The organism is Crateriforma conspicua, assembly GCF_007752935.1.
GTDB lineage: Bacteria > Planctomycetota > Planctomycetia > Pirellulales > Pirellulaceae > Crateriforma > Crateriforma conspicua.
In genome coordinates this window covers 1,891,080-1,912,408 of record NZ_CP036319.1, presented here as the reverse complement: position 1 = coordinate 1,912,408, position 21,329 = coordinate 1,891,080, and the positions used below count along the sequence as shown (strand labels likewise).

Here is a 21,329-nt window from a genome sequence, read left to right as displayed (position 1 = left end):
GTGATGTACCGAACGTTTTTGACGACGCTGATGGTTGTCCTCTTGCCTTCCATCGCACCGTGCTTTGCCGACAAGGCCCTCTTGCGGGAACACTGCGCCGATTGTCACACCGGTCCCGATCCCGAAGGCGACTTCAGTCTGCATGACTTGGGACGCGGTCCCGAAGAATCGAATGTTCAGCTTTGGATCAAAAGCCTGCAGCGGATCCGTGCCGGCGAAATGCCGCCCGATGACGCCAGCGAATTGTCACCGGAACAATCCCAGACACTGCAATCCTTTTTGCAACATTCCGTGACGGCTTACGAACGCGCATCGGCACCGACACTGCGGACGCCGCCACGCCGATTGAACAATCGCGAGTTTGAAAACAGCGTCCGCGATGTCTTGCTGCTTGATCATGTCGGCACGAATGATCCTATGGCGATGCTGTTGGGGGACACCCTGCATGACGGATTCGACACCCACGGTGAAACTTTGGGGATCAGCGAATTTCATCTGGACCAATACTTGGCCGCGGTTCGCGCCGTCCTGGATCAATGCATCCTTTCGGATCCACAACCTGAATCACAACAACATGTCGGTACCCCCGACGATCTGATGATTCAAGACGACGGAAATCGCCAACGCCGGGACAGGACCTTTCGAAGTGACCGGGGAATCGAAATTCGCAGCCCACGTGAAAGGGCGGTCTGTAAAACCTTCCCCGAAACGACCGCAACAGGGTATTACCGCATCAGCGTTCAAGCCAAAGCACTTGATCGGCACATCTATCCACAAGAAGCGACCGGCATCCACGATGACGATCCCTTGATCCTGCGGATGCATTTGGGCAATCGAAGCGTGGACTTTTCGTTGGCCGAAGGCGAATTCCAGGAATTCGAAGACACCTATTGGTTGGCGGCGGGAACACCGATTGAATTCTCGTTTGCGACCGATGGCCTTCGACTGTTGAACAACGGTAACTTCAAGTTCCAATATCGCATCGGCCACGACCACATCAAGCAACACAAGCCGAATCTTTACCGGAGGGTCGTGACCGAAGAAGTCCCTCGAGCAACGAATCGCCGCGACATGCCCAGTCATTGGGTCCACTGGGTGAAGTATTGGCAGGGGCCACGTCCGATGATCGGCGGCCTGACCATCGAAGGGCCGTTCTATGATTCATGGCCCCCCAAACGCCAAACGGCGTTGCTTGGTCCGGAACCCTCCTTGAATGATGCCGCGGAAATCTTGCAACTCATTGCCCGGCGTGCATGGCGACGCAATGTCACCCCCGATGAACTGGATCCCATCGTGCGACTGGTCCAACAACAGGCGGATTCATTGGGCATCGTCGGCGCGTTGCAGGAAGGCATTGTTGCCATCCTGATGTCGCCATCGTTTCTGATGCCGGGCAGTGATCAGCTAACCGACAACGAACGCTTTGCCGCAAAGTTCAGCAATGTTTTGTCGGCGACCATCCCCGACGCACCGTTGATGGCCAAAGCCGAACAGGGGCGGTTTGACAGTGAATCCGGAATCCAGGAAGAGCTAAGCCAATGGCTGCGATCCGGCCGTGCCGAACCGTTCCTTCGCGAATTCCCCTACGCTTGGCTGCAATTGGATCGCATCAACTTCATGGCACCTGATGTCGATCGATATCCGATGTATGAAAAGAAGCAAATCGGGGACGACATGGTCCGCGAAGCCATCGCTTTCTTTCAGCACAACGTCCAAAACAACCATCCGATTCCCGAACTTCTGACCGCCGACTACTCGTTCGTCAACGCGGACTTGGCGACGGTCTATGGTTTGACCGACGTCCCCGACGATTCCGTGCTGCGCAAGTACACGTTCGGTGATGGTCGACGGGGTGGTTTCCTGGGGATGGGAGCGTTTTTGACCCTGACCGCGGACACGCTCAGCACGTCCCCCATCCATCGTGCGGTCTATGTGATGGAAAACTTTATGGGCATTCATCCCGCCCAGCCGCCTTCGGACGTGGACATCCAAGAACCCGACATTCGATCGGCGCGGACCATCCGTGAAGTCTTGGAAGCCCACCGCAGTGACACGTCCTGTGCGGCATGTCATCAAAACATCGACCCGTTCGGTTACGCATTCGAGAACTTCGATCCGATCGGTGCGTGGCGTGATCACTACGTCGACGCATCCCAGCAGGCCGATGCGTCCGCAGCGGGAAATCGGCGACGTCGCACAGTCGACGTGGTCACCATTCCCGTGGACGCATCCGCGACGTTCCTTAGCGGCGCCCGCTACGACGACGTCACGGAATTTCGCCAGATCATGATGAATGATGTCAGCCGTGATCGCTTTGTCCGTTGTTTCGTCACGAAGTTTTTGACGTACGCCAACGGTGTCGCCCCCGATAACTTCAGTGAAATCGAAGCCATCGTGAAACGATCGTCCCGGCACGATTACCGAATCATCGACACGATGGCTGCAGCGATGGACAGCCCGCTGTTTCGCGAAACCAACCGCTAAGCATCGACCGCCAATTCAGCCGCGACTTCCGGTTCGCGGCGACGGGATGCAAACAGCACGGTGATGTCCTCCAGGATCATGTACAGACAGGGCACCAGCACCAAGATGATTGCGGTGGCAAACAGAATCCCAAAGCCCAGGGAAATCGCCATCGGGATGATGTACTGGGCCTGAAGTGACGTTTCAAAGATCAGCGGCACCAAGCCACCAAAGGTGGTGATCGTTGTCAGCAAGATCGGGCGGAATCGTCGCAATCCGGCGAAGGTGATCGCTTGGATCGCCGATTCTTCACGACGCAATTGGTTCGCATAATCAATCATGATCAGCGAATCATTGATCACGACGCCCGACAACGCGATCACGCCCATCAGGCTGACCAATGACAAATCGTATCCCAACAGCATGTGTCCCAGCACCGCGCCGACGATGCCAAAGGGAATCGCAACCAACACGATCAGCGGTTGGACGTACCCGCGAAACGCAACCGCCAACAGCGAATAGATGACGGCCAAAGCCAATCCGAACGAACCGTACAGGGATGACGTGGATCGACGCATTTCCGCATCGCTGCCTTCGAACGTCCAAGTGATGCCGGGATAATCTTCACGCAGTGCGGGCAGTTCCTCTTGTTGCAAAGCGGCCAAGACCTGGGTGATCGCTCGCTTGGGTTCGACGTTCATCGAAACATTGATCACGCGCCGTCCATCGCGACGGGTGATCGATGAAAACGCAACGTTCTTTTCCACGTCGGCAACGTCCAACAGTGGAACCTCGGCACCATTGGGCGTACGGATGACAAGGTCTTCCAAGTGGTGCATGTCTTCGCGCTGGTGTTCGGGCAGCTTCACCCGGACCTCGTTTTCGTTGGTTCCGCGTAACAGACGCAGTGCCAAGGATCCGAAATAGGCACCACGCAATTGCCGTCCCAGTTCTTCGTCGGTCAGCCCCAAAGCGCGGCCTTCGGGGCGTAGCCGAAAGTCGTACTGGTTCTTACCACGGTTGAAACTGTCGTTGACGTCGCGAACATCGGCGTACTGTTCGACGCGTTGGACGAAGGCCTTGGACGCCTTTTCCAGAATGTCGATGTCGCTGTGGCTCAGGTCGATGCTGAGGTCACGTCGATGACCACCGGGCCCGCTTTCCGCTTCGAAAGTCACCTGGTCCACACCGGGCAGATCGCCGATGGAATCACGCCACAGGTCGATCACATCTTTGGCCGTCATGTCACGCTGATCCGGCGGCTTCATCACGATTTCCACGTCGATAAAGCTTTGTCCGCGGACGTTGGTTTTGATGCCTTCGGCGACCTCATACAGATTGTGTTCGTCGAACATCCGCAAACTGGCCCGTGTCACCGTATCGGCGATCTCGGCGGCTTGGTCTTGGGTCGTCCCGACGGGCATACGCACACCGGCTTCGATTTCATCGGCCGAAACTTCGGGCATTAAAATCATGCCCATGTGGGCACTGTTGGCATAACCCGTCACGATGATGAACAGCGCCAGCGCCGCCGACGTGGTCACGTAACGGTACCGCAGACACCCACGCAACAGCGGCCCATAAAGCAACTCCACCATGCGGTTAAAAATGCGGCTGAAGCCCTGCTGGCCCCGGTGAAGCCATGCGCCCGGACCGCGTCGACGGATGGTGCCATCGGCGCGCTGGCCGGCATCACGTGCGTGGGCCAAGTGGGCGGGCAGAATGAACAGCGATTCGATCAGCGAAAGCGTCAGCACAATGATGACGACGATCGGCAGCGGCTTCCAAAACTTGCCGGTTTCGCCGGGAATAAAAATCAGGGGAACAAAGGCGACAATGTTCGTCAGGATGCTGAACACCACCGGGCTGGCGACTTGCTGCGTCCCCTTGATCGCGGCCTTTTCGTGATCCGGTTCCGTTTGTCGTTTTTCGTGCACGTTTTCGCCGACCACCACGGCGTCGTCGACCACGATCCCAAGAACGACCAGGAAACCGAACAGCGAAATCATGTTGACGCTGACACCGACCACCGGCATGAACACCAGCCCGCCGATGAAGGACACCATCATGCCCATCATCACCCAAAACGCCAGTCGCATTTCCAGGAACAATGCCAAGATGAACAACACGATGCCGACGGCGATGACGGCGTTTTCGAGGACCAGGTACAGACGGCGCCGGAACTCCTCGGCGTTGTTTCGATCGACTCGCCATTTGACGCCCGGCGGCAAGACCGTTTCAAAGTCGGCCATCGTCGTTTCCACCGTCTCGGCGATTTCGATGGGCGATTGCGTTCCGGCACGAAAGATGTCCAGTTCCACCGACGGTGTCTGGCTGAACTGTGAATGAAAGCCGACGTCTTCGAAACCGTCACGAATTTCAGCGATATCGCCCAAACGCACGACTTGGCCGCCTTGCCCCGAAACGATCTCGATCGCGGCAAACTCGTCCGCCCACTGTTTGCGTGCTTTGACTCGCAACAGCACTTCGCCCGCATCGGTTTGAACCGAACCGGCCGCCACGTCACGGCTGGACCGGCCGATGATGTCGGCGACGTCGCTAAGCGTTAGACCGTATTCACGCAAACGTTGGCGTGGGATTTCGATGTGGGTCACATAGTTGGGAACACGACGCAGTTCGACCTGGGTGATCTCCTCGGTCGCCTGCAATTGATCCCGCAGCTGTTCGGCCAGTTGTCGCAACGCCCAGATGTCGATCGGTCCATAGATCGCCACCTGCATGACTTCTTGTTGCTCGGACTGCAGTCGGACTTCGGGTTGTTCGATCTGTTCGGGAAACGTTCGAATCCGGTTGATCGCCTGTTCGATCTCTTGGAACGTTTTGACGCGGTCTTTGCCGCCGACCAATTCGATCAAGACTTCACCGCGACCTTCGCGTGCTTCGCTGGTGATTTCGCGGATGCCTTCGACGCTGCGGATGGCCCCTTCGATCGGGCGCAAGATTCCCTGTTCCACTTCTTCCGGCGAAGCACCGGGATAGCCAACGTTGACTTCGACGACGTCCAGCAAGTACTGCGGAAAGACTTCCTTTTGGACCGCAAAAGCCGACCAGATTCCGCCGCCCAACAGCAAACACATCAACAGGTTTGCCGCGATCGGGTTGCGAGCCATCCACGCGATCGGACCGCGAGGTGTCGGTGATGAGGATGCGTCACGTTCCATCGCGTTTACATGATCCGCAGGTCGGTCGGTTTACGTTTCATCGTCGTTTTGTCCCCTTTGGTCCGGGGCTTCATCGGACACGGTCGAATCCGCTTGGTTGGGTACGTTCGGCGACGCGGTTTCAGCGTCTTCGGGCTGATTTGAATCAATGGCTTCATTGTCATCGGATTCGATTTTTCGAAGCGAGACTCCATCGGCAACGGTTGCCAGTGTGGTCGCGACCACTTCATCGCCGTCGTTCAATCCGTCACGGATGTAAACATGATCGGCGTCACGAAACACCACGTCGGCTTGTCGAATCCGCAACTCATCGTCCTGCATCACCCAAACGGTGTCACCGTCGCGAAGATAGGACCCTGATAATCGTATGACGTCGTGAATGGGCCGTCCTTGAATCTCCACATCGACCAACGAATCGATGATCAACGGCGGGTCATCACCTTGCAGGCTAAGCGGATCGGCAACACTGATCAGCACCCTGGCCAAACGTGTTCGCTGGTCCAGTGCACCGATCATCCGCGAAACCACACCGATTCGATGGACGTCGGGTCCCCAAGCATCACGATCGCGCAGGATGACTTCCGAACCGTCTGGGACGGCATCGGCATCGTAGGATCCAACCGATTCGGGATTGGCGAATTGGATCCAACGCAGGCTGCGTAGCGGCACGGCGGCGGATACCCAGTATTCATGAATGCCGACCAACCGGCCCAGTTCGTCACCGGTACCGACCTGGGATCCGACGTGAACCGTGCGCGATAAAACCTGGGCATCGAACGGTGCCAGGACCTTGGTGCGTTCCAATCGTAATTTCGCACGCTGGACGCCGGCCTGGGCCGCGGCGACTTCGGCGCGGATCGACGCGATCTGTGGCTCGCGCAACACCAGCGCACGATTGGTCCCCTCGATGGTCCCCTCCAGCAGCTTCAGTTCTTTCTGCGCCAAGCTTTGTCGGCCGGATTCGATATCCAGCGAAGCCTCCGCTTTGCGCAATTCACTTTCGCTAATCCGCAGATCGTTTTCAAAGTCGGCCGGGTCGATCTTCAGCAACACATCGCCCGCTTTGACCATCCCGCCGGGGATGAAGTGTGGCGACAGTTCGACGATTTGGCCGTCCACACGCGGACTTAGCGAGACTTCCTGGGCGGACTGAACGTTTCCCAGCACCGTGATGGTGGGTCGACACGTCTGGCGATGAACGGTGATCGTTTCCACCAACGCCGATGACTTGCGTTTGGCATTGATCGTTTGCGCCGTCGGCTCGGTCTGGTTAATGATGACGACCGCCCACACCGAACCGGCCAGGATCCCCGCACAGGCAACCACGCTGACAATGATTCGAAACCATTGCCATCCGGATTGCTGTTTCGGCGGGCTACTCATCAGGCGGGACGACGATCGTTTGGAAGGAGGGCGGTGAGGGAAGGCGGGTCGGCCCCGACCAGTTTGCTCGAGACGCTTCCACATTCAATAGCTCGTTCGGTGCCGAAACACTTGGCCCCGTCGACAATAAATCGATCAGGCGTTCGCGTTCCGGACGGTCCGGCGCCGGCAAACCGTCGTCACCAGCATCCGGCCTGCGATCTTCGTCGTCGGGCATTCCATCGGTCTCGGACGATTCGGCCGACGAATCGTCACGCAAACCGTCCGGCCGGTCATCATCACCCGCATCGGAATCGGTGGCGGCCGGATCGGATTCAGCCGGCGCTGGTGATTCCACGTCCTCCGTCGATACCACCACGGTATCGGCGGTCTGGCCCCTGGGATCAAAGCCACCGGCCAACGCCAAGTACAACGACACGCGGATCAACCGTAATTCTAGTTGAGCGGCCAGCGATTCGCGTTGCAAACGTTGCCAACCTTGAATCGCGGTCAGCACGGCCAAATAGTCTTCGTCGCCGATCAGATACTGTTCACGCAACTGTTCGGACGACTTGCGGGCAAGCTCGGTCTGTTCGGCCAAGTGTTCCAGTCGTTCCAGCTGATACCGTTCCTGGGCCAATGCGTCTTCGACTTCGCCAAACGCAATCAACATCGTCTGGCCGTACTCGTTATAGCGCAGACGCGCCACCGATGTGGTCCGATCCACTTCCGCACGCCGCTGGCCGCCGTCGATCAACGGGGCGACCAACTGGCCACCGATCGACACGAACCAATCACGGAACAAATTTTCAGGTGAATCGGCAACATTCAAAACCGATCCGGTCAGATTCAGCCGCGGGAACTGATCGGTGATCGCCGCCGCCACATCACGATCGGCCGCCTGAAATGCCAGGAATGCGCTGCGAACATCCGGTCGTCGGTTCAACAGTTCGGCGGGCAATCCGGTACGCGGCAAAGAAGGCATGTCGGGCAAACGCGTTCCCGGATCATAGCTGGCCGTTTGCGGCAATTCGCCCAACAAGATCGCCAACTGGTGCTCCAGCACATCGACACGCGATTTTGCGACGGCGTACTGTTCGAACGTCGACTCCAACAACTGGCGCTGACGCAGTACGTCCGGGCTGCGAACCAGGCCCAAACCGAATCGCGATTCCTGCAGGTCCAATCCCGTGCGGTTGGTTTCGATCTGGTCGTCCAACAGTTCCAGTTGTGCTTTCGCTTCGATCAGATTTAGCCAGGTCCTCGTGACTTCGGCCGAAACGGCCAACGCAATGGTTTGGTAGTCGGCATACGTGGCCGAGGCCCGCAAACGTTCCGCATCGACCAACGCATCGATCTGGCCCCACAGGTCAACGATGTACGAGGCATCCAAGCCGATCACGCTGGGAAAATCGTCGTCACCGGGCCCGAAGTCGCCGCCCGCGGTCGCGACGCCGTTGACGTCGGGAAAGAAGTCCGATGCCTGACGCCGAGCCACCGCACGGGCGGCCGAGACGCGCTGCAACGCGGCGGCCAGATCGTAATTGCCACCGAACGCCTGCTGGACTCGGGCGTTGAGTTCCGCGTCACCAAATGCCGTCCACCAGCGGTCGGACATCTCCGCCGGCCCCGAATCGGAAAACGTCGGCAAAGGTTCGCTGCTAAGCCGACCGATCGCTTCACGATTGGCGCAGCCGACGACGCCGACGAGGCATCCCGTCGCCAACAGACATAGCAATGGCCCGAGCATGGCGCAGGCTGGACCCGGACGGATTCTGCGAAAGTTGAACATCTCGAAGCTCGCATAGATCGAAACATTCATTGATCGCAAGCCCAATCGACGCGGCCCCATCCTTCTGGGGTTTCACCCTGGGCACAAACGAACCTGATCATCCAGTAAGCGATGGGCGATGGATACGATTAACTGTCAACGGGAAGCGTCAGGTTGACGTTTCGGCGATACCGATTTTGTAGCGCAGGCACTGACACGATCGGCTGTGCCACCACACCGCCAAAACGAGCCTCGGTGACCATCACGGGCCGGTCATGGATCAAGCAAAAGACGCACCCACAATCGTCAAACCGCACCTCCGTTTCGTGGGCATACTTGCAATACAAACCGCCGGAAAATCCGACGTTCCCAAACTGCAATCGTCGGCCATCGGCGTCCTCGGCCAACGACAAACATTCCTGGCAAAAATGCCAGGGATAGCGAGGGAAACTGCGCTGTGACGCGCCGCATCCGGGGCAGTGATGCACTGGCGGATTGGCAGATGGCGATGAGGACCCCGTCGATGACCTGTTCATGGTGAATCATCATCGCGATTGCCAATCCTGGTGTAAAGCAACGGTCCGTTGCCTGCCTGAGGGCAAGCAAGCATCACAGCATCGTCGCCGATCGAATCGACGACGATGCGTGCCTGCAAGTCTCGCGATCAACGGTGACGAGATGAATCGAAACCTAACGCATCACCCCATCAATCGAATCTTCAATCGACCGGCAGGTACAAAACGGAACCCGCACGCACGGTTAGAAGTTCGACATGCGCCGTCAATGGTGGTTCGCCGACCTCTCGTCGAAAGACCAGGTGCTTGTGAGTTCGCGTGGCCGGATGCGTCAGCTTGCCAACGGCATCTTCGGCGTAAACACCAACAACCTGGGCCGATACATCGTGAAGCGTTTCTTCGAACGGGCGTTGCGACGACGGAATCGGTTCCTTGCGAATCCGAGCGTGAACCGGACAGGCACCGTGAATCACGTGAACGTCGGCTTTGGCGAATTCACCATCGATCCGAAACATGATCGGTTTGGATGAATCACCGCCACGACGCTGGATCTGTTGCTGGATGAACGTGTCCAGTTCCGCATCGGTCAGGTCTTTGGGGACCACCGTCTTTTCCCAAGCGTCCACGTGGGCGCCGATCAACATGGTGGCTTGACGGTCGCCGGTGTCGCCCGCAACCGACGTCAATTGCCCCTGTGGATCCACCTGTGAAATCACGATTTGCCCATCGGCGATCGTGATCTCACCTTCCAAGCCCTCCAACGCACCGACGGCGAACAGGTTCGACACGGGCTTTAGATCTGACAGTCGCACACGGCCCTGATGTTGTTTCATCCCGATGACCTGATGCATCTGGCCAAATTGCAACAGGGCCCCGTGTTGATCCCCAGACGTTGACTGATGGGACGTTGATTCGTCTGCATGCAATGCCGAACAAGCGGTCGCCAAGCACGACAAGACGAAAACTGGAATGAAGTGATAACGGCGCATCATAAGGCTCCTTTGGGAAAGCGGCCGACACTGGTACTGTCGACCTCAAGAAAATGGAAATCAGTATTCACCGAACACCTCGCGTCCACTGCGGGTGCACAATGCGTGGTAGGTCTGCATGTCGATTTGTTCGGAGACCAATGCGACCGATCCATCGGCCTTCAAGAAATGCGTCCCGGCCGGATGGTCGCTGCTGAAAGTGAATGCGGGACTGGTATTGGAGTTCGGCGGGTTTTCGGCGACCGCGACCACGCGTCCTGGGGCATGCGCGGCACCGGCGAACACACCGATCCAAGTCGACGGTGAATAACGCGAATTGCGTTCGCCGACGACGAACGTGTTGGACAATCCGTCGGTGATGTCTCGAAAACGCATCGAGCGTTCCAACATGAAGGTCCCGTTGCCTTCGCAATCACCCTTGGGACACCCGGCATCCAACATGCGAACGGTACCAAAGACACCGACATAGTTGGCTTTCGCAACCAACGTGCTTTGGTAACCGGCGTTGTAGTTTGGCCTGGGCATCGGACCAGGCGGCAACACAAACGTGGGCGCTGCCGCATCGGACGGACAGACATAAGTCGCGATGACGGTTTTCCGGGCTTCGCTGTGGATGTCGTCAAGAATCGGCTTTTCGAAATCAATCCGATTGTCCACGACGTTGCCCTGTTCCAAGTACGGCAGCAACTGTGATGCCCAGGCCCATCCGGGACGTCCCAGCCAATACGCTTTGCCGGTGTCAGGGTGTCGTGACATCCACCCTGGCGGGAACCCGCGAAGCGTGTCGTGGTACATGTGCAGTGCAAGTCCGATCTGTTTCATGTTGTTCTTGCACTGCGTTTGCCGCGCCGCTTCGCGAGCGGATTGAACCGCGGGCAACAACAGGCCCACAAGGATTCCGATGATGGCGATGACAACCAATAGTTCGACCAGCGTGAACGCGTGTCGTCGGTGCCCGCCTGAAAATGAATGGTGCATAGGGATGGCGAATGAAGTCTCAGTAATGTTCGGTCAAGTCTTTGATCGTGTTCCGTCGGGCACCTGAATGATGCGCAGCGGTGAAAGACACGTCGGGATGAACCGTTCGCGTCAGAACTAAAATTCAGCGGCACTGTCGGTCTTCATCGACGCGTCAACGCTTCACCCACAGCACACTGGGGTGTGTACTTTGACGGCGGCGTCCGATCGCCGCGCGGGGCGCAACACGCACCTTCCGGCTAAACAGCCACAACCGTGACGCATCGCGAGCATCCGACGCAGTGGTGACCAGCACCGACAAAGATGCCGGCTGTCGGCGACGGCCAAGTCAAAGCAGAAGAAAGACGTCTGCCGCTAGGAAAGAAGCGACCGAAGAGGCACGGGAGGATCCACCGATTCGACGCGAGAACTTGCCATCTGGTCACCAAGACGATTCCAACCCAGAGGTACAAGGTGGAACCAGGGCCCGGCCCAGTCGTTCACAAACGCCACCGCCAGCATTGACCAAAATGCGGCTAGGCCGCGGCACTTGGCCGCTTTCCACATCAGTACCACGTGTACCGTACTAGACTCCATTGCACCCCAATCGGGCTTGTCGGAATCTGGCCGTGGTGCGACGGCCGGGGTGGCGTCTGGACCGGCGTGCTGGCAACAACAACAGGCCCCCGCGTCTGGCCCTGTCGCCGACCGATCAGCGGCCAAACGCTGCGATGAGCGGCCGACCCGTTGGACCAAAAAGGCCGGGGGTGTGACGCCATGACGGTCAGCCCAAGCCAGTTTTTCTTCATCGGTATGACAGCAACATTGGTCCCAGCAGAACTCCGCTGACGTGCAACCGCAGGGACAATCCTCACACGGGTAACGTTCGTCGGTCGGCTTGCCGATGGTCGTCGCACTGGGATGACCGATGATGCCGATCAGCGCAAAACTGACCGACCACAGCAATAGCCAGGCAAGGCTGCGTCGTGGCTTTCCGTCACGCAAACAGGATCGAATCAGAAAATGCAAAATGGACAATCGCCGGGGTGTTATGGCGCTCGCTCCTCACACCCTGATTATCAACCGCAACCCATCTTTTCACAACGCCGTGGCACTCGTGGAGTTTTATCCCACAAGCGTTGTCGGGTGTGGTTGTAAGAAACTCATGACGTCGTCGACCCAAAACCCCATCGCCATCGATCGTTCCTTGCTGGTGAAAGCCGAAACGTCATCTACGCAGTGGCGACGACCGACTCCAAAGCAACCTTAGCGACACACAGTTTGTAACAACTGTTGAACTCGGGACAGGCCGTGCACTGGTCCCATTGTTCCGTATCGACGGTGATTTTTCGTTCGGCCGGCATCATTGCGGCGGTACGTTGTAACTGAACGCTGAATACCTTTCCGCGATTCGTTCGCCCGACTCTCAAATGCAAATTGTCCGGATACATGGTGCCGAAACAATCGCGATGTTCGCCTACTACCATGATCAAGTGTCCAATTTCAATTGCGGCTCTGTCTCCGAATGCACCGCAGCCAGATCTTGGTCAAACCAATGTCGCGTCGAAACACAGAACCTAACCAACATCAACATCAATGGCACTTCGATCAAAACACCGACCACCGTCGCCAGGGCGGCACCAGAAGAAAGGCCGTACAGCATGACGGCCGTGGCGATTGCAACTTCGAAGTGATTCGATGCGCCAATCATCGCGGTCGGCGCTGCGTTTTCGTACGTCAGCCCCAGCCACTTGGACAGGGCATAGCCGATTGCAAAGATCAACACGGTTTGAATGAACAACGGAATCGCGATCCAAACAATCGTCAGCGGGTTGGACATGATGATCTCTCCCTTCAGTGAGAACAGCAAAACCAGCGTGACCAACAACGCAGCGATTGTCACTGGACTGAGCCAATGCAGAAACTTTTCGCGAAACCAGACCTCCCCCATCGCACCGATGATCCAACGTCGCGACAGAAATCCGGCAAACAACGGCAACGCGACATAGATTCCGATGGACAGCAACAAGGCTTGCCACGGAACGGGCAATTGCCCCACACCCAACAACAGTCCGCCCAACAGGCCGTACAGCAACAGCATTGCCAGCGAATTTACAGCCACCATCACCAACGTGTGACCGTCGTTGCCACCGGACAGGTATCCCCACACTAAGACCATCGCGGTACAAGGTGCGATCCCCAGCAGGATGCATCCGGCCAAATAGCTGCGCCACAGCGGAACTTCCAACATTTTCACGCCATCCACCAGGACCGCCTGACCGGCGCCGTATGTCGCCCCCACCTCCAAGTCAACGCCCATAGGTGGCTTCACCAAATCGACCGCTTCCGGCCCGATCACTCCAATCAAAACAGTGCCCAGAAAGAATGATGCAATCGCGTACATCGTGAACGGTTTGATGGCCCAGTTGATCAGCAGGGTCAACGCGACGGGCTTGGCCGCTTTCCCGGCACGCACGATTTCGGCGAAGTCGATCTTCACCATGATGGGATACATCATGAAAAACAAACACAGTGCAATCGGTATCGACACCACGGGTGCCCCGTCCACCATGATCGACATCCCGTCCAGCGTTTGAGCCAACCCAGGCATCCACTTTCCCAACAGCACACCGGCGACGATGCACAGCCCGACCCAAACGGTCAGGTATCGTTCAAAGACTCCCATGCCACGTTGGGGCTGGTCAGTCGGACAATCACTTTTCATCTTTTCAATCTTCTTCACAGGTCGTCGTTTGGGATTTGTGTGCGGCAGTGGCGGACGATTCCGGGTCGGTTGCCAACCAAGACTCAATTGATTCACGGACTTGATCACGGACTCGGCGAAACGCCTGTAGACGATTTTCGGCGTCGCCCTGAACGGCGGCGGGATCGGGGAACGGCCAACACATCGTTGCCGTGGCGAAGGGCCAAATTTCGGGACAAGACTTTTCCGCCTTGTCGCAAACGAAGATCACGTACTGTGCCTCGTTTTTGCGTAGAAAACCCTTCAATGATTTGGATTGCTGGGACGAAATGTCGACGCCCACTTCCGCCATGACTTGAACGGCCAAAGGGTTCAATCCGACGGGTGCGAGCCCGGCACTTTGTGCGTCGAAACGGTCACCCGCCCGTTCACGAAGAAACCCTTCGGCCATCTGGCTGCGTGCAGAGTTGCCCGTACATAGAAACAACACGGTTGTTCGTTTCATCACCGATCCCCTCAATTCAAACTTGGCCACATGGCAATATCGCCATAAATAAAGACAAAAAAAATTGCTACTTCAAAGTCGACTGACGGTCGCGGACGTCCGACCGCAGCACCGATTCCATGCACGCAAAGAAGCCTCCCAGACAATCGCAGGCGATGCGGTAATAACTGGATGCCCCTTCCTTGCGGACTTCCACCAAACCCACGTCGCGCAGCACAGCCAAATGCTTGGACACCGTCGACTGGTCAGCCTCCACGGCTTCGGTTAATTCGCCGACGCATCGTTCCCGCTCCTGAAGCAGATCCAGAATCAGCAACCGACTGGGGTGGGCAAGCGCCTTGGCGATCTTTGCCCGCGCTTCGTATTGCTTTCGAGTTTTTCGCTTCATGGCCATATCGCCATGCTTGCATGTGTCGGCATTGCAGGTCAACACTGGTGAGCCTGATTTCCCAGATTTCTCCGCCAGCAATCGGTCCATCCCCTGTTGGACACCTGGGTTCGCCGGCGCAAAGTCTTCAAACTCAGCCGGCTCCCGACAAAGGCGGATCGGCGCTCATCGAAGTGCCCCTGCGACATTCTGAACCAGCCAACCGCCGGAGCACACAGAATGCGACACAAGCGATTCGGATACACTGCGTTTTGCCGTTCCACGCCTTCGATCCACCGCACCGGCAATCGCGTCCATCACGACTTCCGCGTGCCCGACCACGGACCCATCCGGCATGAATCGCGTGCGTAAATCAATCGACCATCGGGGTATGATCGTCTTGCTGGTCTGGATTGTAGTGACCGCGACGTCTGGCAAATGTTGGTCCGATCCGTCCGACGATCAACGACGTCCGAATGTCGTCATCATCTTTACCGATGACCATGGATACTCGGACTTGGGTTGCCAGGGCATTGTGTCCGACATTCGCACGCCAAACATCGATCGCTTAGCCCAATCCGGTGTGCGTTTCACCGACGGCTACGTCACCGCGCCCCAGTGCGTGCCATCGCGCGGTGGGTTGATCACGGGCCAGTACCAGAACCGTTTCGGATTGGAATCCAATCCCCAGGCCCGCGATGCAAAGATCATGGCGAACTTTGCGCGAACGCAGACCATTCCCGAACGACTGCAGGCGGCCGGTTATGCCACAGGCATGTCGGGCAAGTGGCACCTGGGGGCTCCGCAAGCGATCACCTCTCACGGCTTTGATCATGTGTTCTTCAAGAACAGCAATGCCCAAGGGTTCTGGAACATGGACCTACAAGGCCAAGACATCCCGCCGACGACGCAAAAAGGTGGCGGTTATCACTTGGACTTGATTTCCGATTTCGCCTGTGCGTTCATCGAACGGTACAAGTCGGATCCGTTTTTCTTTTACTTGGCATACCGTGCCCCACACGTACCGTTGGATGCGCCCAAGAAGTATCTGGACCGATTCCCGGGTGACATGCCACAGCGACGTCGCCAGGCACTGGCCATGCTTTCGGCGGTCGACGACGGCGTGGGGCGTGTCATGGCGACACTGGAATCCAACGGTCTGCGTGAAAACACGCTGATCTTTTTGATCAGTGACAACGGCGCGCCGCTGAAGATCCACAAAGCGGATACACCGGGCGGTGGCCCCGGGTGGGACGGATCCTTGAACGATCCCATGAACGGTGAAAAGGGCATGCTGACCGAAGGCGGCATCCGCACGCCATTTGTCGGCTGTTGGCCCGGAACCTTTCCCGGCGGCCAGGTCTATTCCCAGCCCGTGATTTCGTTGGATGCCATGGCAACGACGCTGGCCGCAGCAGGGCTGACGATCGATGACACCATCGACGGCGTGAACCTGCTGCCGTTTCTGACGGGTGAATCGGACGGGGCGCCGCATGACGCGCTGTATTGGCGTTGGCTTAGCCAAAGTGCGGTACGTCAGGGCAAGTGGAAATACATCCGCAGCAATGACCGTGAATTCCTGTTCGACTTGGAAACGGATGCTTCGGAAACAACCGATTTGACCAGCCGGCACCCCGATCAAGTTCGGCGTTTACGGACCCTGTTGACCGATTGGTCGCAAGGTCTTTCGCCGCCTGGCATCGGAACTGTCCCCTCGGAAGCGATGAGCCGCCAAGCCGATCTTTATTTCGATTACTACATCGACGGCATACTGCGTTCGCCAACGAAGCCCAAGCGGCGTCCAAATCGTCAAAACCCCAAACCAGAATCTGGAAAGGCCCCACAATGAACCTGTCACGATGGTCCGCCCTCACGCTTGCCGGACTGGCTTGCTTGTTCGGCTTCGTCGGTTGCCAACGCGGAAACGAGGCCCCGGAACCAAACGCACAAATCGAACCAGCGGATGCACCGGAGACTGTCGAAAAACTGCCGTCGATGCGTGACGAGCGTTTCGCCGCCGCGGTTGCCGCAAAAGACGACCTGTTTCAAACGCTATCCGGTCGACTGATGGAAGTCATGCAAGCCGAAGGGCCGGTCGCTGCCATTCGCGTTTGCAGCGAAGACGCCCCGAGGATCGCGCAAACCGTTGCCGACGAACACGGTGTTGAAATCGGCCGCACTTCTTGGAAGCTTCGCAATCCCGATAACGCGCCCCGCGATTGGGTCCAACCATTCGTGGACCAAAAGGCCGATCTGCCTCAAACCGTCACCCTGGAGGACGGTCGCCTGGGCGTCACCTTTCCGATTCGCTTGGATGTGAAGTGTTTGATGTGCCATGGCGGCCCCGATGACGTGCTGGACAGTGTCAAACCGGAACTTGCCAAACGCTACCCCGACGACCAGGCCACGGGTTTCAAAGCCGGTGATTTACGTGGCATGTTCTGGGTGGAGGTCCCCGCCACCTAGGCTGTGCAGGCCGCGTCGCCTGTGCGCAGGACCTGAGGCCGATTCACCGCCGTCATCGCTTGGTCAGTCCTGCACCGAGCGATCCGCTGCTTAGGGTTTTGCGTCGTTCGCTATTTCGGTCGACGAATCCGCCAGAAATTGATCTCGCAACTGATACCATCGTTCGCTCAACGCTTGGACCTTGGCGGGATAGGTGTCCGCCAAGTCTTGCTGTTCGGCGCGATCGTTGGCCAAGTTGTACAAAGCCCAATTCGATTCGTTTGAGTCGCCTGTTTCAACCATTCGATAGGGAAACGGGCGTCCTTTGTCGGAATGGACAATTTTCCAGTCGCCTTGTCGCAGCGCGCGATTGGCTTCGTGACAAAACCAAATCTCATCGTGCAGCGAGTCGCCGTCCTTGGACAACAGCGGACGTAGACTTTTTCCGGTCATCGGCGGCGCACCGGGAAAGTCAGGTCGCTGCACGCCGGCCAAGTCCAGTACCGTCGGGGCAATGTCGACAACGTGCGCGACGGCCGACCGAAATTCGTTCTGTGCTTCCAAGCCCGCCGGCCAATGAACAATGAATGGCGTGGATATGCCGCCTTCGTGCACCCAAGTCTTGTGTCTGCGGAATGGCGTGTTAGCGGCACTGGAAAAACCAGGGCCCAAACACAGATAGGTGGCGGCAGATCCCGGCGCGGCGTCTGGATCGTGCCCGTCACCGCGGACCATCATTTCTGCACTGGCTCCGTTGTCCGAAAGAAACATGACGATCGTGTTGTCATACGAATCCATCGCACGCAATTGATCCAACACGCGTCCGATTTCGCGATCCATGCGATCGACCATCGCCGCATGGATGGCCATCTTCATCGCTTGAAACCGCTGTTGCTGCGACGTCAATTCATCCCACGGCAGTGGTCGATTGACTTCACCCGGGCCCAGCAATTCGATTTGATCGGGAAAGGCATAGGGTGGTCCCACGTCGGGTTCCATCGCCGATAGATTTCCCACCGAAAACCCAAGAGCCCGCTGGCGCTGGTAACGCTGGTTCCTCAGGTGGTCCCAACCGTCGTCGTATCGCCCTTCGTACCGCTGGATGTCTTCGGGCAAGGCGTGCAGCGGAAAATGGGGCGCATGAAACGCCAAATAATGAAAGAACGGTTGGCCCGCAAAATCCTCGGAATGTTCTTTCAAGCAATCGATCGCATGCTGTGCCGTGGCAACCGTTCGATAGAAATCGGGATCCCGTTCCCCACGTTTGTTGGTGTCAAAGAATCCCGGACCTCGCGTCGCTTCGTCGGACCGATCGAATCCGTTTTCGGTCGGCTTGCCGTCGATGTGCCACTTGCCGGAATGATAGGTACGGTATCCCGCCATTTGCAGGTACTGGCCGATGGTCTGTGCCCATTGCGGCCGGACACCGCGACCACCAAAACCCTTCGGTGCCCCCGGCATACTGTCGCGACGAATCTGTTGCGGATAGTACCCCGTCATCAACGCCGATCGCGTCGGCCAGCATCGGGCGGTGTTGTAAAACTGCGTGAACCGCAAACCGCCGGCCGCCAGAGCGTCCAAGTTGGGCGTCGCGATTTCGCCGCCGTAGCATCCCGGATCGGAAAACCCCAAGTCGTCGGCAATGATGACCAAAAAGTTGGGACGGCGATCGGACTCTTGTGCTGACGATTCAGCCGACGTTTTCAAACTCACGCCGAAGAACATCAGGGCAATCGCGGTGACCAAACCGGCGGATCGGATCATCATGGGTGGGGCTCGACCAAAGGCGGGGCGGGATCAGGACAGAAGCAAGCGAGTAACCAACGTTGCCGCTGAGAAGTCCTAGGAAAAATGAAACGCATCACAGCAGGCAATCAAGACGGCATGCCGGACAGCAAACAAACACGGCCATCGAAATACCAAGCCGTTTCACAACAACGGACGCGACGCATCATCCGTTTCGCGGCACCGATTTTAGCGGATCCGGATGGCAAGGTTCGTCGCCATCTCCAAACTCAAAACGCCCACTGATGAACCAGTCGCCCGTCCTGGGTGACCAGCCGCACCGCGTGAACCTGAATGTCGCCGACGGCGGTTGCCGGATCAATTCGGATGGCCGAAAGCGGTCCCTGGGTGCGGAACTTGATCACATAGGAATGCCGATCTCCGTCATGCGTTGGCGAATAGACTTCGCTACGTTTGGCCGTGAAAGGACCGCCCCCTTCGGTCTGCCAAAACACTTGCCCGGAACCGCCCGCGTTGGATGTGATCTCCATCTGAAGAACGAATGCGGTTTCGTCGATCGGCGGTTGCAATCGATAGCTGAAATAGGGGTCACCGCCGGTGCTGTGCACCAACAGCTTGCCATCACCGATCGACAATTCACACGTGCCGGCGGGCTGCCACCCGGCAACAGGCTTCGCCGATTTCCGCCGCTTTGTACTCGCGCCACCCGGCAAAAACTTTGCTGCCGGAGCCCCCTCGGATGCAATGTCATACTTCTTCGGATCGAACGACGGGTTGGCTTGCGGGACGACCGCACCGGTTTCGCGCAGATGTCGTTCAATCAACGCATCCATCTGTTGCACGCGTTCCGGCATCATCGCGGACAGGTCATGTTGCTCGCCAATGTCGTCTCGCAGATTGAACAGTTTGTATCGGTGACCAGTGTCATCGCCGCCATGAAAGATTCGAATCAGTTTCCAATCGTCCTGGTGAACGCAAATCGATGGCGGCAGCCAATCAGGCACGGGCGGATTGTGTGGAAAGTACGTAAAGATGCCATCGCGATCGATGGCCCCGCCCGTCAATGCCGGCACAAAGCTAATACCATCAAACAATTGATCCGACGCCGGCGCCATGCCAAGCATATCCAATAACGTGGGAAAATAGTCCACGCTTTGAATCATCGCGCCGCTGGTCGTTCCCGATTCCACATGACCAGGCCAAACGACGATGGCGGGCGTCCGAATACCGCCTTCGTAAACGGTCGCTTTGCCGCCGCGTAGTGGTCGGTTGCTGGTGGGACGTTGCCCGTCGACCAAGTTGTACATGTTGCCGCCGTTGTCCGATGCAAAGACGATGATCGTGTTCTCGGCGACCTGCAAACGATCCAGTTCGTCCAGCAAGGTTCCGATCGCGTCGTCCATGCTTTCGATCATCGCGGCGTAGGTGGGACAACGCTGCTGGTCGGTTGGGTCCACCGTCTTGGCATACTTTTCGATTAATGCGGCCTTGGCATCGAAGGGTGCATGCACGCTGAACATCCAATAGTTCAGGAAGAACGGTTGATCGCGATGTTGCCGCATGAACTGCACGGCTTCTTGGGCCATTCGATCTTCGATGTGCTGGTCGGGAACGTCCGGGTCGTGGTCAAAGTCGGGGAATTTCCACGGCGCGACGTAACTTCCCGCCGGCCCCGGTCCATGCCAATGCGGCACATCGATATCGAACCCATGTTGCAGCGGCGAATACGGTTCAGCCCCCAGGTGCCACTTGCCGAAATGCCCGGTCGCGTAGCCTGCGGTCCGCAATGTTTCGGCGATCGTGATGTGGTTCGGATCCAAACGCGTCACCGGATCCGGTTGAATGGAAAACTGGTGGGCGGCCGCGTTTTGCTTCACGACGGACTGCAGACGCACCGTCGGCGTATGACAGTTCGGCGATGTGATGCCGTGACGCGCCGGCGACAATCCGGTCAAGATGCTCGCACGCGTGGGCGAACACAGCGGGCTGGCGGCGTAGGCCCGATCAAACGTCATCCCGCGACGTGCCAAACGCTGGACGTTGGGCGTGCGATAGAAATCGCTGGTGCCGTAAAGCGATGTGTCGCTCCATCCCAAATCGTCGGCCAGGATGAAAACGATGTTGGGCTGACGTTTGTTCGGCGTCCCGGCTTCGTCCGCCAAGGATGTTCCCGCCGTGGACCACATCGTCAAAACGAACCAGCCGAAAACGGCAACACTGACCACCGCCCGAGACATCCGACACATATTCACGACAACACCTGTCTGATCAAAAGGTCCCAAACGCTTTCGTCGCACTGGGCCCCATCAAAAGAAATCCCAAT

At 57.7% G+C, this 21,329-nt stretch carries 16 protein-coding genes; 3 read left to right on the top strand and 13 right to left on the bottom strand.

Features of this window, described 5'->3' with window-relative positions; translation table 11 throughout:
* Window positions 1–3: 3 nt before the first annotated feature.
* Window positions 4–2,484: a DUF1588 domain-containing protein gene (locus Mal65_RS07230; protein WP_145295372.1), complete on the top strand. Its 2,481-nt coding sequence runs from the start codon at window positions 4–6 to the stop codon at window positions 2,482–2,484.
* On the opposite strand, the gene Mal65_RS07225 is transcribed toward Mal65_RS07230, so the two are convergent.
* The 11 genes from Mal65_RS07225 to Mal65_RS07175 form a co-directional block, all read right to left on the bottom strand.
* Window positions 2,481–5,645, bottom strand: coding sequence for an efflux RND transporter permease subunit (locus Mal65_RS07225; RefSeq protein WP_145295369.1), 3,165 nt, complete (start codon window positions 5,643–5,645; stop codon window positions 2,481–2,483). The two genes, Mal65_RS07230 and Mal65_RS07225, sit on opposite strands and share 4 nt — an antisense overlap.
* A gap of 30 nt (window positions 5,646–5,675) precedes the next feature.
* The gene (locus tag Mal65_RS07220; RefSeq protein ID WP_145295366.1) at window positions 5,676–7,028 is read right to left on the bottom strand and encodes an efflux RND transporter periplasmic adaptor subunit; all 1,353 of its coding nucleotides are present in this window, start codon (window positions 7,026–7,028) and stop codon (window positions 5,676–5,678) included.
* Entirely contained in the window at window positions 7,021–8,757 is a 1,737-nt protein-coding gene (locus Mal65_RS07215) for a TolC family protein (RefSeq protein ID WP_145295363.1), read from the bottom strand. Before Mal65_RS07215 ends, Mal65_RS07220 begins: the two co-directional genes overlap by 8 nt.
* A 170-nt stretch (window positions 8,758–8,927) precedes the next feature.
* Window positions 8,928–9,266: a hypothetical protein gene (locus Mal65_RS07210; RefSeq protein ID WP_196784656.1), complete on the bottom strand. Its 339-nt coding sequence runs from the start codon at window positions 9,264–9,266 to the stop codon at window positions 8,928–8,930.
* Between the two features lie 230 nt (window positions 9,267–9,496).
* A complete protein-coding gene (locus Mal65_RS07205) occupies window positions 9,497–10,081 on the bottom strand; it encodes an acetolactate decarboxylase (protein ID WP_165701122.1) in 585 nt (194 codons plus the stop codon).
* 261 nt (window positions 10,082–10,342) lie between these two features.
* Complete coding sequence (locus Mal65_RS07200; protein ID WP_145304756.1) at window positions 10,343–11,260, bottom strand: DUF1559 domain-containing protein; 918 nt, start codon at window positions 11,258–11,260, stop codon at window positions 10,343–10,345.
* 354 nt (window positions 11,261–11,614) lie between these two features.
* Entirely contained in the window at window positions 11,615–12,277 is a 663-nt protein-coding gene (locus Mal65_RS07195) for a hypothetical protein (RefSeq protein ID WP_165700966.1), read from the bottom strand.
* 194 nt (window positions 12,278–12,471) lie between these two features.
* Complete coding sequence (locus tag Mal65_RS07190) at window positions 12,472–12,726, bottom strand: hypothetical protein (protein ID WP_145295355.1); 255 nt, start codon at window positions 12,724–12,726, stop codon at window positions 12,472–12,474.
* Between the two features lie 2 nt (window positions 12,727–12,728).
* Window positions 12,729–13,964 carry an ACR3 family arsenite efflux transporter gene (gene arsB, locus Mal65_RS07185; RefSeq protein WP_145304755.1) on the bottom strand — a complete coding sequence of 412 codons (1,236 nt, stop codon included), beginning with the start codon at window positions 13,962–13,964 and terminating at the stop codon, window positions 12,729–12,731.
* 4 nt (window positions 13,965–13,968) lie between these two features.
* On the bottom strand, window positions 13,969–14,448 hold the full coding sequence (locus Mal65_RS07180; RefSeq protein ID WP_145295352.1) for an arsenate reductase ArsC: 480 nt from the start codon (window positions 14,446–14,448) through the stop codon (window positions 13,969–13,971).
* A 67-nt stretch (window positions 14,449–14,515) separates the two neighbouring features.
* Window positions 14,516–14,836, bottom strand: a complete 321-nt coding sequence (locus Mal65_RS07175) for an ArsR/SmtB family transcription factor (protein WP_145295349.1) — start codon at window positions 14,834–14,836, stop codon at window positions 14,516–14,518.
* Window positions 14,837–15,179: 343 nt separating this feature from the next.
* On the opposite strand from Mal65_RS07175, the gene Mal65_RS07170 reads away from it, so the two are divergent.
* Together Mal65_RS07170 and Mal65_RS07165 are read left to right on the top strand one after the other, a co-directional pair.
* Complete coding sequence (locus Mal65_RS07170; RefSeq protein ID WP_196784655.1) at window positions 15,180–16,664, top strand: sulfatase family protein; 1,485 nt, start codon at window positions 15,180–15,182, stop codon at window positions 16,662–16,664.
* A complete protein-coding gene (locus tag Mal65_RS07165; RefSeq protein WP_145295343.1) occupies window positions 16,661–17,281 on the top strand; it encodes a Tll0287-like domain-containing protein in 621 nt (206 codons plus the stop codon). The genes Mal65_RS07170 and Mal65_RS07165 overlap by 4 nt, the downstream gene beginning before the upstream one ends.
* Before the next feature lie 90 nt (window positions 17,282–17,371).
* Here Mal65_RS07165 and Mal65_RS07160 read toward each other — a convergent pair whose 3' ends face one another.
* Together Mal65_RS07160 and Mal65_RS07155 are read right to left on the bottom strand one after the other, a co-directional pair.
* Window positions 17,372–18,985, bottom strand: coding sequence for an arylsulfatase (locus Mal65_RS07160; protein ID WP_174820206.1), 1,614 nt, complete (start codon window positions 18,983–18,985; stop codon window positions 17,372–17,374).
* Window positions 18,986–19,275: 290 nt separating this feature from the next.
* Window positions 19,276–21,252, bottom strand: a complete 1,977-nt coding sequence (locus Mal65_RS07155; RefSeq protein ID WP_145304754.1) for a sulfatase — start codon at window positions 21,250–21,252, stop codon at window positions 19,276–19,278.
* Between the last annotated feature and the right edge of the window lie 77 nt (window positions 21,253–21,329).

Excerpts from the sequence above, each read along its gene's own strand:
- Mal65_RS07230 (WP_145295372.1), top strand. The coding sequence starts at position 4 with ATGTACCGAACGTTTTTGACGACGCTGATGGTTGTCCTCTTGCCTTCC.
- Mal65_RS07225 (WP_145295369.1), bottom strand. The coding sequence starts at position 5,645 with ATGGAACGTGACGCATCCTCATCACCGACACCTCGCGGTCCGATCGCG.
- Mal65_RS07220 (WP_145295366.1), bottom strand. The coding sequence starts at position 7,028 with ATGAGTAGCCCGCCGAAACAGCAATCCGGATGGCAATGGTTTCGAATC.
- Mal65_RS07215 (WP_145295363.1), bottom strand. The coding sequence starts at position 8,757 with ATGCTCGGGCCATTGCTATGTCTGTTGGCGACGGGATGCCTCGTCGGC.
- Mal65_RS07200 (WP_145304756.1), bottom strand. The coding sequence starts at position 11,260 with ATGCACCATTCATTTTCAGGCGGGCACCGACGACACGCGTTCACGCTG.
- Mal65_RS07190 (WP_145295355.1), bottom strand. The coding sequence starts at position 12,726 with ATGGTAGTAGGCGAACATCGCGATTGTTTCGGCACCATGTATCCGGAC.
- arsB (WP_145304755.1), bottom strand. The coding sequence starts at position 13,964 with ATGAAAAGTGATTGTCCGACTGACCAGCCCCAACGTGGCATGGGAGTC.
- Mal65_RS07180 (WP_145295352.1), bottom strand. The coding sequence starts at position 14,448 with ATGAAACGAACAACCGTGTTGTTTCTATGTACGGGCAACTCTGCACGC.
- Mal65_RS07175 (WP_145295349.1), bottom strand. The coding sequence starts at position 14,836 with ATGAAGCGAAAAACTCGAAAGCAATACGAAGCGCGGGCAAAGATCGCC.
- Mal65_RS07165 (WP_145295343.1), top strand. The coding sequence starts at position 16,661 with ATGAACCTGTCACGATGGTCCGCCCTCACGCTTGCCGGACTGGCTTGC.
- Mal65_RS07160 (WP_174820206.1), bottom strand. The coding sequence starts at position 18,985 with ATGTTCTTCGGCGTGAGTTTGAAAACGTCGGCTGAATCGTCAGCACAA.
- Mal65_RS07155 (WP_145304754.1), bottom strand. The coding sequence starts at position 21,252 with ATGTGTCGGATGTCTCGGGCGGTGGTCAGTGTTGCCGTTTTCGGCTGG.